The 14,255-nt window shown below is 34.3% G+C and carries 9 protein-coding genes and 1 pseudogene; 1 reads left to right on the top strand and 9 read right to left on the bottom strand.

The features are described 5' to 3' along the window. The first annotated feature begins 69 nt into the window (after positions 1-69). A complete protein-coding gene (locus tag P700755_RS15820) occupies positions 70-987 on the top strand; it encodes an aldo/keto reductase (protein WP_015025644.1) in 918 nt (305 codons plus the stop codon). A gap of 257 nt (positions 988-1,244) precedes the next feature. Here the strand turns inward: P700755_RS15820 and P700755_RS15825 are convergent, their stop codons facing one another. The 9 genes and pseudogenes from P700755_RS15825 to P700755_RS15860 form a co-directional block, all read right to left on the bottom strand. Continuing rightward, positions 1,245-1,829 (bottom strand): MiaE family protein, encoded by a 585-nt coding sequence (locus P700755_RS15825; RefSeq protein WP_015025645.1) that lies wholly within the window; start codon positions 1,827-1,829, stop codon positions 1,245-1,247. 5 nt (positions 1,830-1,834) lie between these two features. Continuing rightward, complete coding sequence (locus tag P700755_RS15830; protein ID WP_015025646.1) at positions 1,835-3,679, bottom strand: DNA polymerase III subunit gamma/tau; 1,845 nt, start codon at positions 3,677-3,679, stop codon at positions 1,835-1,837. A gap of 84 nt (positions 3,680-3,763) precedes the next feature. Then, positions 3,764-3,904: a hypothetical protein gene (locus P700755_RS20130; protein WP_157609319.1), complete on the bottom strand. Its 141-nt coding sequence runs from the start codon at positions 3,902-3,904 to the stop codon at positions 3,764-3,766. Between the two features lie 751 nt (positions 3,905-4,655). Further along, positions 4,656-6,036: pseudogene (locus P700755_RS15835) on the bottom strand (NAD-dependent succinate-semialdehyde dehydrogenase). Positions 6,037-6,870: 834 nt separating this feature from the next. Beyond that, the gene (locus P700755_RS19515; protein WP_015025648.1) at positions 6,871-7,035 is read right to left on the bottom strand and encodes a YqaE/Pmp3 family membrane protein; all 165 of its coding nucleotides are present in this window, start codon (positions 7,033-7,035) and stop codon (positions 6,871-6,873) included. A gap of 84 nt (positions 7,036-7,119) precedes the next feature. Continuing rightward, a complete protein-coding gene (locus tag P700755_RS15845) occupies positions 7,120-8,259 on the bottom strand; it encodes a cytochrome-c peroxidase (RefSeq protein WP_015025649.1) in 1,140 nt (379 codons plus the stop codon). Then, positions 8,256-9,752 (bottom strand): hypothetical protein, encoded by a 1,497-nt coding sequence (locus tag P700755_RS15850; RefSeq protein ID WP_015025650.1) that lies wholly within the window; start codon positions 9,750-9,752, stop codon positions 8,256-8,258. Before P700755_RS15850 ends, P700755_RS15845 begins: the two co-directional genes overlap by 4 nt. After that, on the bottom strand, positions 9,739-11,202 hold the full coding sequence (locus P700755_RS15855) for a RagB/SusD family nutrient uptake outer membrane protein (RefSeq protein WP_015025651.1): 1,464 nt from the start codon (positions 11,200-11,202) through the stop codon (positions 9,739-9,741). The genes P700755_RS15850 and P700755_RS15855 overlap by 14 nt, the downstream gene beginning before the upstream one ends. Further along, positions 11,199-14,252: a SusC/RagA family TonB-linked outer membrane protein gene (locus P700755_RS15860; RefSeq protein WP_015025652.1), complete on the bottom strand. Its 3,054-nt coding sequence runs from the start codon at positions 14,250-14,252 to the stop codon at positions 11,199-11,201. The genes P700755_RS15855 and P700755_RS15860 overlap by 4 nt, the downstream gene beginning before the upstream one ends. Positions 14,253-14,255 lie beyond the last annotated feature (3 nt).

The following is a 14,255-nucleotide window of genomic DNA, read 5'->3' on the forward strand; positions in this document are numbered from 1 at the left end:
TATCTCCAAAACTCTACTTATATAAAATAATACTTATGAAAACTTTGCGATACACTAATTAACGATGAGATGGATGCCATTGGTTTAGGAACCTGGAAATCTGAACCCAGTGCTGTCAAAAAAGCTGTCAAACACGCCTTAAAAATCGGTTATAGGCATATCGATTGTGCAGCAGTTTATGGAAACGAAAAGGAAGTGGGCGAAGCTCTAAAAGAGGTTTTCGATGAAGGGACTATTTCCAGACCTGAGGTTTGGATTACTTCAAAATTATGGAATACCAACCACAAAGAAGAAGATGTAAAACCAGCTTTGGAACGCACATTGAAAGATCTTCAACTAGATTATATCGATTTGTATTTAATTCATTGGCCAGTAGCTTTTAGACCTGGATTAGAAGGCTTCCCTTCTTCAGATGATGATTTTCTATCCCTAGAGGAAGTTCCTATAAAAGAAACTTGGGAAGCTATGGTTCAACTAAAAAATCAAAGTCTTATAAAACATATTGGTGTATCCAATTTCAGCAAAAAGAAATTAGAAGAGTTAATGTCCAACTCAGAGGTGATTCCAGAAATGAATCAAATTGAATTACATCCTTATCTACATCAAGACGATCTCGTAAATTTTTGCCATAAACAGGGTATTAACGTTACGGCATTTTCACCTTTGGGCAGCCAAGATAGAATCGAAGCCATGAAAGCAGACAATGAACCTTCTCTATTGGAAAATAAAGTGGTCACTGCCATCGCCAAAAAGCATGATGCTTCTCCTGCACAAATACTTATCCAGTTTCACCTTGAAAGAAATGTAGCTACTATCCCTAAATCCACCAATAAAGAAAGAATTCAAGAAAACTTAGATAGTCAAAAGCTTAATTTAGATGAAGATGACATGAAGGGTCTAAAATCTATTGATAATCATTACCGATACGTCAATGGGAAATTTTTCGAAACTTCAGATGGAAAGTATTTCAATATTTACGATGAGTAACATATACCAAATTATCATCTAAATGACGTATAAAATCAGTTTCTTTTTCACTTACTAATCGTCATAAAATAGAACCATAACTATGCTTATATTTTTTTCCTCAACTAAGTAAAAAACCTATGCTGAGCTACGTCGTAGTATATTTCAAATTTTTAATACAGCATTTAAAAACTAAATTGGTATAAAATAATAACCCCTGAAAATGCAAGTGTATTTTCAGGGGTTATTATTTTTCATCTTAAGCTAAATCAAGTCGATTACCAACCGTGTACCGAAGTTCCAGATTGAAATGACTCTAGTATTTTTGCCTCAAAATCAAGTAAGTCCGACCACTTTTGATTCACTTCGGCTTCATCATGGTATTGCCTTGCAAACTTCAAAAACATAGTATAGTGCCCTGCTTCACTTATCATTAATTTTCTATAAAAGCGCCTTAGCTTTTCATCGCTTAACTCTTCAGACAAGAGGCGGAAACGTTCACAGCTTCTAGCTTCAATAAGTGCAGCATAAAGTAAACGATGTGCCAATTGCGTTTGTCGGCTTCCTCCTTTAGGGAAAAAAGTGATAACTTTAGCTACATAAGCGTCCTTACGATCTCGTCCCAAAGTTACATTTCGTTCTTTCAAAAGATCGTGAACCATTTTAAAGTGACTCATTTCCTCCTGGACCAATCCAGTCATCGCTGTGATTAACTCGGTATACTCAGGGAAGGAAACAATTAATGAAATAGCCGTAGATGCTGCTTTTTGCTCGCAATAGGCATGGTCTATCAAGATGTCATCAATATTTTTTTCAGCAATATTTGCCCATCGTGGATCTGTTGGTAATTTTAGTCCTAGCATAATTATTAGATATCTAAATCAAACGTTTTTCTTAGTAATTCTAAATTTGGATTTTTCTCATTCAATTTTTCAAATTTCTCTCGCGGTGTATACACATACTTCTTTTCAGACTTATGATTTATAGTAATATCGAGACTGATTTGAGTATTCTTTAGTCTGTCTTTCAAAAAATTCATTAAATCGCCTTGGTCTTGGAGCAAATTCAACTTCATAGACTCATTGGGCAACTGTACTTTTATCTGTTTTCCCTCCAATATAGGCTCATCTGTAGACATCACCGATGACACGATTTTACTTCCTCTTTGGTTTAGAATTTCAATATAATCTTTCCATGCTTTCTTCAAGTCGACCTCCGTAAAATGCCCAGTGAGTTCAGTATTTTCAGGCTTATTCTTCTTAAGCTGTTCCTTTAATTTTTTCTTTTCCTGAATGCTCTTTATGGAAAGGCTATTCACTTTTTTTGGCCTATCCTCAAGTTTGGGAGTCAGTTTTTCTGCCTTTCTCTCAATTTCAACAGGTACATCTTCTTTTTTTTCTTCTGAATTTGCTCCCGTTGATGTGTTGTCCTCGACAGCAGAAACTTTAGATTCCAAGGTCTTGGTTGGTGCGTCTGGGGTTTTAGGCTTCTCTGAATGTTTATCTGCAGATTTAAGATGACGATCTTTTGAAGCATTTTGGACACTGGGCTTATCATTTATTTCAACTTCAGAAGTCTTGGAATAGTGTCCGGCTTGCTCTTGAACCTGTTGAGGGCTTAAGATCTGGTGTTCAGTCTTTTTTTTTTGAGACGAGTCTGGGTCGGTTAATGAAGCCAGTTTCATCAAGCACAATTCAACGTGCAAACGTTGGTTTTGACTCAACTTGTAATTAAAGTCACAGGTATTGGCTAAGTCGATACCTTCCTGTAGAAAGGAATACGAAGTCGCTTGCGACTGCTCAAAGTATTTTGTTTTTGAACGCTCTCCAACCTCGAGAAGCTCTATAGTTTTTGAATACTTAGATACCATTAAATCTCTAAAGTGAGAGGCCAATCCCGCAATAAAATGTTGTCCATCAAATCCCTTGGAAAGGATATGGTTAAAATAAACCAGAACTTCAGGGATATTATTTTCTAAAAGTAAATCTGTTGTTTTAAAGAACGTGTCATAATCTAAAACATTTAGGTTTTCGGTAACAGCCTCCGTAGTAAGATTTTTACCGCTAAAACTCACAACTCTGTCGTAAGTAGAAAGAGCATCTCGCATGGCTCCATCTGCTTTTTGAGCGATGATATGAAGCGCATCCTCATCGGCTATAACGCCTTCTTTTTCAGCAATTTTAGCTAAATGTTCTTTGATGTCCCCAACGGTGATTCGTTTAAAGTCAAAAATTTGACAACGCGATAATATGGTGGGGATAATTTTATGCTTCTCTGTTGTTGCTAAAATAAAAATAGCATGTTTTGGAGGCTCTTCCAACGTTTTTAAAAAGGCATTAAAGGCTTGTTGAGAAAGCATGTGTACCTCATCTATAATATAAACTTTATATTTTCCAGTTTGAGGTGGAATTCTAACTTGGTCGGTTAGATTCCTGATGTCGTCTACAGAATTATTGGAAGCGGCATCCAATTCAAAAATATTGAAAGCGAAGTCCGTATTTTCATTGTCTGTGGCTTCTTGATTGATTTTCTTGGCCAAAATACGAGCACAAGACGTCTTTCCCACACCCCTTGGGCCAGTAAACAATAGGGCTTGAGCCAAATGATCGTTATTGATTGCATTAAGAAGTGTGTTGGTGATTGCTTTCTGACCTACAACATCTTCAAAAGTTTCGGGTCTGTATTTTCTAGCAGAGACAATAAAATGTTCCATGATACAAATATAGTTTTCTGAAATTTATACTGCAAAGCTAGTTTGAATTTAATTTGGAATATAAACTTTGATAGTCTTAAAAGCCTATTCAATGTTATCATCAGCTATTTTATCTTCTTCAGGACTAGCTTCAAGTTCCTCTTGTTGAGTTTCAACTTTTTTATTTAGGTCCATTTTGATGTAAATAGGAAAATAATCGAACTCCATTTCAGGTAAGACTTGCATTTTGGTGAGGCTAAACTCTTCGCTATGAAAAAGTGATCCAATTGCAATCTTAAAAATTTATATGGCGCATGAAAACTACTGTAGGGACCCCGACCTCCTCTTGAATTTAATAATCCACTTATTTTTCTAAATAATAATGGACTCACAGACCAAGCTAAATCCTTCAAATCCTCAAAAACAATAACAGGATTTTTCATTTTTTTTACACGATCTGTAGCTAAAATTTATTTTGAAGCTCAGTTGGTCGATGTTTTGTATCAGTTTACTCTGCTGTATGAGTTTTACCTTAATTGAAAATTACCTTATAAAGGAATTAATGTTATGACTTTATTGAAAACTAAATCTGGCTTGAAAGTGGGTTATGTTGTAGATGCTCGCCTGGGTTCTTAATTTATTCCTCAATAATTTAATGACTTTCTGTGATTGGTATCTTTACTTTCAAATAAACACAAACTCTAGAAATCTAATTTTAAGCTGTCAATAAGTGTATTCATTTATAAAACGGTTAAATTTAAAATCAATGACTATTTTATGAAACTATTTTGATGCGAAAACCAAAGTAGATTTAAACTTTACTTCAGCGAGAGATAAGTATCATAAATGTGATAATTGTTTTTAAATATTTTGAAATAAAAAATGGTGTCACCATTATCTTAGCAGAAAGGCACGCTTTATATTTTTTTAGAGTAAGTCAAATAAAAAAGGAGCAACGCCAGTTGCTCCTTTTTTATATTTTAAGAACTCGAATTCATTATGCAAACAATACTGATTTAACATTTACAAATTCTTTGAGTCCAAAGCCCCCGTGTTCTCTTCCATAACCTGACTCTTTAACACCTCCAAATGGCATATTAGGTTTTGCAATTCCAAAGGAATTAATAAATACCATTCCCGTATCAAAATGCTTTTGAGCCAATTCTTTAGCCTTATTTTCATCTTTGGAAAAAATTCCTCCTCCAAGACCATATTTGCTATCATTAGCAATTCTCATCGCATCATCGGTATCTTTTGCTTTTATAAGAGAAGCTACAGGTCCAAACAGCTCATCATCATAAGCGGGTTGTCCAGGCTTTAAGTTGTCTAGAATAGTGGCAGGATAATAGTATCCTTCGCCCTCTGGAATTTTACCACCACATAGTATTTTCGCCCCTTTTTCAACACTTTTCTCGACCTGCTCATGTAATTCATCTCTAAGATCCTTTCTGGCCATAGGTCCAAGTTCACTGTTTTCTTGTGTAGGATCTCCGAGTTTGATATTCTTCATCTGCTCTATAAAAGCATCTCTAAATTTGTCATATACCGCCTCTACAACGATAAATCTTTTTGCTGCAACACAGGTTTCTCCATTATTATAAAGTCTTCCGATAACGCAGGTTTTAACTGCTAGTTCAATATCAGCATCTTCTAATACGATATAAGCATCGTTACTACCAAGTTCCAATACAGTCTTTTTTAAAGCTTTGCCAGATTTTTCACCAATGATTCTCCCTGCTCTTGGGCTTCCGGTTAAAGTAACACCACGCACATAATCATTTTCGATTACTGCATCACTTTGATCGTGAGAGATCAATAATACTTTAAATAAATTTTCAGGTAATCCTGCTTCCAAATATATCTTTTCTATTAGCAATGCACTTCCAGTAACGTTTTCAGCATGTTTTAATAGGACTCCGTTACCTGCCATAAGATTAGCAATAGAATATCTCACTACTTGGTAAGCAGGGAAATTCCATGGCTGTATTCCGTAAATTACTCCACTTGGAGAATAAGTAATAAATCCTTTGCCACCTTCCGGTAATGCTCTTTCCTCATCTTTAAGACTCTCTGGGCCATTTTCGGATGTATAATCACATATTGCTGAACAAAGATCGACCTCTTGTTTTCCTTGCTTTTCTAATTTCCCCATCTCCTGAGTCATTAATTTGGCAAGTTCGTCTTTATGTTCGGCTAATTTTACCTATATTTTTAATGATTTTTGCTCGATCTTCCGTTGGCATCATTTTCCAGTCTAAAAAGGCTTCATGACAAGTGTCTACAGCATTATTCATTTCACTATCAGACATTAGATCATAGTGTTTGATATTTTTACCCGTTGCAGGGTTTATAGTTTTAAGCTTAAAATCCTTCGACATAGTATTTTATTTAATAATTTATTAGTTTTATCAATATAGTTTATATCTATAGAATTCATCGTAATAGGGCGTTAAATCCTTAGTGCTCATGCCCCATTAATAATTAAAGTTTTAATAAAATAGCTCACGAAGTCATTATATTTCAGATAAACTTTTAACAATTTTTTCAAATCGGCAAGTTATTTTCTTGATAATCTTACTAATTTTTACTGCTAAATAGAAATCGAAAGGCAGCTAACGTCTTTTTTGAAATTTGAAATTAATATGATTGGCATTGCTTCTTGTGAATAGAGAAGGGCCAAAAATGAAATTGAAAGCATGTTCTAATCCAAGAGAATATATGCCATATTAAAGAAATTTATAGTCCACAAAAATTTATAGATTTTGACTTCATAATTTCATAAGTGCTTTCTTATTTTAGCTTAAGAGTCATGCTATAATGAAGAATTTTATGTGTAAACTAAAATTTAATGATCTCTTAAAATACCAAATCTGGTCTGCAAATTAAATAAGTCAACTATTTTCATAAGATTTCTAACTTACTCTTTAATAATTTTATGGGTCTCGGCTGTTTGACGACCTCTTTTTTTAAAAATACAGTGCAGGGAATTAGTTTTATACAATGAAAGATAATAGCTGGTGTCACCATACCCATACATCTCAATATAGAATCAAATTGAAGTAAAACAGCAAGAAAACAAACCCAAAAGGCTCAAAGCTAAACTTTGGGAAAATCAAATAACCTTATCACCCAATGCTCTATCTTGATGAGGGTTATAAATGAGAATAAACACACTAGGACGTAGTAAATAATAATGGTGGTGAACATAATTGCTACTTATCGTTTTTAGCAATAATCCATACAGCATGCATAATCCCTGGAACAAAGCCTAAAAGTGTTAATAAAATATTCAGCCAAAAGGCCCCTCGAATCCCAACGGTTAAAAATACACCTAGTGGAGGCAAAATGATCGCAAATAGGATTCTAAGGAGACTCATGTAAATATATTTTATAATTTAACTAAGGTATTTTTTTAAGAATTCTAATTTAACCTAATAAGTTAATTTAGTTATTCATTTATACTAAAAATTTGAAGATAAGGTTTTTATAAATGCTATAAGTGCAGATTTTTCTTCATCAGATAATCTCAGATTTCTTAGAACAGTAGAGGTTTTTGGTAAAGTTCCTTTATGCTCTTTTAAAACCTTTTTTTGAATTGGTGAAGGATTACCCAAATTATAGTAATCTATGATTTCTGTTAAAGTCAAAAAATTACCATTGTGCATCCAAGGACCAGTTTCATTGACTTCTCTTAGACTTGGGGTTCTAAATTTACCCATATCTAAGCTATCCTTTGTTTTTTCAAATAATCCTAAATCTTGATGGCTGGAGCCAAAAAGAGATTGACCATCATTATGAAATTGGTTGTCACTGAAAAGAGGAGTATTGTGACAACTTATACAATTAGCTTTAGTTCTATAAATATGTAAGCCTAAAACTTCTTCATCTGTAAACAGATTAGTTTCACCATTTATAAACTTATCGAATTTACTGAATCCACTTGTTTTAGTTCTTTCAAAAGTAGCAATAGCTTTAGAAATGAGTTCTGCAGTAATGTGCTTGGTACCAAAAGCATTTTCAAATTTTTCGATATACCCAGAGGCATTTTTTATGTTTTCTACAGCTAGATCTAAGGACAAATTCATTTCTCTAGGGTCTTCTATAGGAAATTTCACTTGTTCTTCTAGGGTTTCTACTCTGCCATCCCAAAATAATTTTTTTACATAGGCGGTATTTAAGATACTCATAGAATTTCTGTTTCCTTCCAATCCATTGTGACCTTTAGATTTTCGATTGGGATCTGCCCAGGCGTGAGAGGGATCATGGCAAGATGCACATGCTATTTGTCCACTTTGGGATAAGCGTTTTTCAAAAAAAAGTTGTTCACCAAGTTCAGCCTTTTCCTTGGAGTAAGGATTCGACTCTGGAAATTCTACTTCAAGTAAGGTTCCAAGGTCTTGGAATTTATTTTCATCGATACTAGGATCCAATACGGGTTCTGGCCATAGAGTCTGGTCTCCACTGCCATATAACTTTCTTAACTCGTCATAGTCATTATAACTTGCACTTTCATTTTTATCATTGGCTTTAAAAGCTAAGACTATAAAAATTAAACCTGCAAGTATTAAAAATGAATAAATGTGTTTAATTTTCAATGTCATAAAATTACTTGTGTTCCGCACTCAAAGCCATTTAGAGGCTCTGGATCTTCGCCTACATTTTCATTATAAATATAAAGAAATTTTTCAACGCTTGGGTTACCGCTAATCTGAGTTTCGTCGGTGATAAAAGTTAAAAAAATCTCCCAGCGGTCGTTTTCACTATCATAAGTATAAGTTCCATTTCCACATACAGGTATATTGATAGTTTCTCCATTCACTAAAAACTCTAAATTTTGAATGCTCAACTTCACACTCCCTCCAAATTCATTTTCTGGAAAAAATTCTAAAGATTCCATTTGTGAGAAAGCTGGGGAAAGGACTGATGCTCCATCATAAAAACGTCTTAAGTTGAAGGGGTTGGTACCTATTATATCCCCGTTTGGATTTCTAATGATATTTCTAAAGCCTATTTTGTACTTGTGAAAGCCTGTGCCATTATCAAATTCACTGCCAGATTCAACTTCTACAGGTCTAGTAAAACTCTGGAAATTTTGCCACTGACATTCATTATCAGTTTCATCAAAAGCCCAAGCTTTACCAAAAGTTCTGTAAAAACGATTGGAAACATTATAAAACGATGCTGCAGGATCTCCAGATCGTATAGGCACTTCACCAGATTTGAAAAATTGAATGAGGTTTTGTCCTTGTCGAGTAAAGTTTATGTCCTCTATATCTTGCAGTCTTATATTTAAACTGGAAGGAATATTTTCGAAATTTTCTAGAATTTCAATTGAATACCTCAATTTTTTACTAGGAGTTTCAAGAGTTTGAATTTCAAGATTAAAGTCGAAATTGAAAGTCACTTCATCAGAGCAAGAATTTTGAACAAAATCACTATCAAGCCAGTTTAAGTTATTGACATTTTCTGAATTCACTATTTGATCGAATTCAATATCGATAAAGTAATTTTCATCCTGAACCCCTTCAATTTCTACACTAGAAGTATCAAATTGATAGGTGACTGGCTCAAAATTGACTAGGCTAAGACTGAATCTATCTAGTGGATTTAAAGTATTTGGATATCCAATGTTAATACTTGAATCCGATATCGAATTTATCTGGAAATCAATTGAAGCATTGCTTAAGTTTTGTAATCTTTTATTTGGGACAATATAAATGGTGTCTGAAAGCTGATTTTGATCAAATTGAAGTTTACCACTTGTCGTAAAAATTGAAAAGTTAGACTCATCTACATTATTGTATTCAGTTTTGAAGACGACTTCAATATTTGTAATTGAGTTTGGAGTAGTTAAAACTAAAGGAAGTTTGATAGTGTCGCGTTTTGAGAGAGTAAAACCAGAGCGTTCCTCTTGGTTATTTCCGAAATTTGGAAATTGTAGAGGTTCGTTATTAGAATCAGTCTGAAAACTAAATCTTATAAATGAGACGTCTAACCTTGCTTCAGACCCAGGTTTATCATTTTCACAAGATAACATAAGTCCACAAATTAATGTTAAGAATACAAATTTGAGAGTAAAACTAATATCCTTCATTTTGAATCATGTTTTGATTTATAAGTATAGAACTCTCAGGGATAGGCAATACAAATCTTGGGTTTGGATAACTAAGCGTACAAGCTGAAATTGTGCACCCATCATTTCGAACTATATTTTTGTTATTTCTAGCCAAATCAAAAAACAGATGACCCTCAAAGGCAAGTTCTCTTCTTCGTTCTACTAAAATTTCATTTACAAGTTCATCTCCATTTGAAAATAAGAGCTCAGCATCAGGATTGGCTCTCAATTTTATTCGATTAAGGTTGTTTAAAGCTAAATCTTGCTGCCCAGTCTTAGCATAAGCTTCAGCTAGATTCAAATAGATTTCGGAAAGTCTAATGACTATTGCACCATCCTGTTCTGTAAATTTCTGAGTAAAGTTGAAGGGTAAATCTTGGAGACCAGACGATGTTTCGGTAGGTATAAAATAAGTTTTGAGTAGGCTATTTGTCCCCCTTATATCATTCTCGGCATAAAGAGACGATAAATCTCTAGAGGTTGCGTAGCGTTTATTTTCTAGAATACTTCCTTCTGAATTTGTGATGACTTGAAAATAAGTGGAAACTGAGGATCTAACTGACCCATCATCTAAGCTCCTAGGAGGAACAAGTTCTAATAAGGCCTCGGATATAGGGAGAAAGCTGAGCCATTCTTCAAGCAATACATCTCTAGAGGTAAGTTCTGGACCTTCAGCAATAACTTGATCGGAATAGACAATTACATTTTCCCATTGTCCCATGTAAAGGTAAAGTCTGGATAACAAAGCCTTAACGTTTAGAGAATTCATATAATAAACCAAGGGTTCATTCGGGTTTTCAGATGCGTTTTCAAAAAACTCTATAGCTTGAAGATAATCTGCTTCTGCTAAAGCATAAGCTTCTGAAACAGAGAGCCGACTTGGAAAATCCACACCAATATCTATGGGTTCTGTATTATAAATAATTCCCAAATGTTCAGCATTCAATGTAAAATTATAGGGTTGTGAGTAAAGTCTAAGAAGGTCGGCATGGAGGTAGGCTCTCATAGCTAAAGACTGCGCTCTTATAATATTTTTATCGGCTTCACTACCATCTACATCATCTATTCTAGCTAAAATTAGATTGACAGCGTTTATAATTTGGTAAGAATTTAAGTAAACAAATTTAAAATTACTATCATCTTCGACTTCTTCAAAACGATATGTCCTTTCAAAAAGTGGATCAATTGAGACTAATCTTTGCGTATTAGGAGCAAACTTCACATTTCCAGCTAGAGCATCAGCGTATACAAACTTGAGACTAGATCTCAACTCTTCAAACTTTGTATATGCCCCTTCTAAAGCTTGGTAGTGACCTTCGAGGGTTGAGAGTTGTTCGTTGAACGAAATTTGTTCTACGGGTTCTCTATCCAAAAAATCATCACACGAGGTTAGAATTAACACTAAACAAATAAGGCTATATTTTTTCATATTCCTAAATTTATTCCTGCTGTTATTGTTCTCATTTCAGGATAAACAAAACGCAATTCTGCAATCCCATTATGTCCTTCACTGCTTCCGTTTTTATACCAATATCCTATGTTGTCTGCATTTATAAATATATTGGCATTTGAAATATTCAAGATCTCTAAGAATTTAGGACCAATTTTATAATTGAGGCTAAAATTTTGAAATTTGATGTGAGTATTGTCGTAGACGTATTTTGTAGAATTACTAACGATAGGTTGTCCAGGTGATGGTTTAGAATTTCTAGCAATGTCTCCAGGTTCTTGCCAATAATTTAACAAATTTACGATCATATTACGGTTTGGTAATAGTTGGTCTGTAGATTCAAAATTTCTATTTACAAGAATATCTCCACCAATATTATACACGAACCTAGCTGTTAGACTCCACTGATTAAAAAATTGAAAATTGGCTTGTAATCCGCCGTAGACTTCGGGCAATCGATCACCTATAACCTCCCAATGACTTGAGTCAAAATTTTGGCTAACATAATTGCCTGAAAAGATTTGACCATCCACACGATATAAATCTTGACCATTTGCTGGATCTACACCAATCCATTGATAACCCCATATTGCACTAGTGCTTTCACCAACTCTCAAAGCTGAGGCCCGTTGAGAAGCAGAAAACTCTGAGCTTAAATTTTCTATATTCAGGACAGTATTTCGATTTCTAGACAAATTAAAATTTAGATTGAATTTGAATTGGTCTTTATCTATAATCTCAGAAGACAAGGAGAACTCAATCCCTTTGTTTTCCATACTACCAGTATTGGCTTGAACATTAATAAATCCGCTTTCGGGGACTGCATTAGTAGATGATATAATATTGGTTATTTTATCTCTATAGAAATCTACACTAAATTTAAATCTGCTCAAAAGATTGAAGTCGATACCCATATTGAATTTGATATTGCGTTCCCATCCTAGATCTGGATTAGGAGCAGTAGAAGGAAACGTGGCTGAGCCAAAGTTGTAACCTCCAGCAATTGATTGTACATTGGTATTATATAGTCCTCTAGCACTAAAACTTCCTATTCTTGAGTTTCCAGAAGACCCATAACTGATGCGGTACTTTAAGAAATATACGGCATCAATTTTAAAAAAATCCTCTTTGCTTAATATCCAACTTAATCCCACAGCACCATTATATGCGGCGTTAATATCTCCTCCAAAAGCAGAGCTTTTATCTTCCCTAAAGCTAGTCGTTATAAAGTATTTTTTTAAAAAGTCATAATTGAGCTGAGTAAAAAGAGAAGTCCTCGCATTTTCTGAGGTGAAAGAATTGAAGACGACCTCATTTGCTTCTTCCAAACTGTTATCCCTATTTTGCAAAATGTATCCCCTCCCAAAAAAGCGTTCAGCTTTAATACTTTCCTCTCTGACTTCTGTTCCCAGTATGCCATCAATAGAGTGATCTCCAAATTGCTTATTGTAGCTTAAAACAGCGTTGAATTGGTAAGATTCTACGCTTCTATTTTGAATCAGTTTTCTTCCCCAGTTTGGGAATGTTACTTCATCTACTTCAAAGGTTCCAGAAAATCGACCACTAGAATTATTACCTGAAAAAAAATTATCTTGTTCTTTATCTGTAAGATCGGCTCCTACAATTGTAGAAATCGACCAATTTTCATCAACATCATACTTAAGGTTAAGTGTGGTTAATAATCCAATAGTTTTTGATGTAGCCTTATTTTGATTTAATACTGCAAGAGGATTACCTATAGATCCTTCACCTATAATATTAAATTCACCATTTTCATCTCTTGGAGATATATTAGGTCGCAAGGGAAAACTAAAAAGAGTATTTGGATTATTTTTAATAACATAGGAAGGAATAAATCTCAAATTGGCTTCTAGTTTTTCGTTAGAATAGCTGAAGCTAACCGACCCTCTTATGTTTTCATATTGATTATTTATTTGCACTTCATCATTATTTAAATAAGATACATTGGCTCTATACCCCAATTGCCCTGTAGATCCTTCAAAATTGAGCTGAGATCTTGTAAAGGTCCCGGTTTCGTTAGTTAGGTCAAACCAGTTGGTGTTTACACTATTAGATCCAGCCAGAGCACTCGCATTGCTTGGACTTTCACCACTATTAATATAATAATCTGTTAGTATGGAATGGTATTGTGGACCATTCAAATAAATAATAGGGTTGATAGGCGTGGAGAAGCCTGCTTGTTGTGAAAAGTTAATTGAAAAATCAGTTTTCCCTGCCTTTTTTGTGGTGATTAAGATTACCCCATTTGCCCCATCGGCTCCGTATATACTTACAGCAGAGGCATCCTTAAGTATAGAAATGCTTTTTATATCTTCTGGAGGGATCTTGGCAAGTGGATTTAAAAACTGTTCGCTAAACCGACCTCCACCATCAAATAGATTATCATCAAATCCATTTTCTTCAGATAGGATTACTCCATCTACAATAATAAGCGGCTGAGCAGATGCATTTAATAGATTACCATTGAGAGGCGTAAATGTGCCTTGACCCCTTATATTAATTCGTGTTGAAGTTCCTAGTTGTGAATTCCCTTCTATTTGCACTCCAGGTGCAAGGCCATCTATCATTTTATCGATAGTCTCAAAACTTTGATTAACATTAAGATCCCTTTCATTGATTTGAGAAATACTCGCGACTGCTTCCTCCTTTAGCTTCGTTGTGCCATAAGAAGTTGTGATAATAACTTCATCTAGATGGTCTGTTTCAGGCTGAAGATAAATTGTAAAATAATTTTGGCTTTCTAATGCTATAGTTATAGTTTTAAAACCTAAATAGTTAAAAACTAGCTTTTGACCACTAATTGGCTTTTTTTTTACGGTATAAAAAAATCTGCCACCTAAATTGGTTACTGCTCCAGCATTGGTGCCTTTTATGATGATGTTAACACCAGGAAGAGGAATACTATCCTTGGCATTATAAACTATACCAGAAATATCCCTTCCGTTTTGTGAAAGGGATATCCAATTGATACTTAATAAAATGCAGAGAGAAATTAAGCGTAAATTCATCAA

The organism is Psychroflexus torquis ATCC 700755, from assembly GCF_000153485.2.
In the GTDB taxonomy this organism is placed as follows: Bacteria; Bacteroidota; Bacteroidia; order Flavobacteriales; family Flavobacteriaceae; genus Psychroflexus; species Psychroflexus torquis.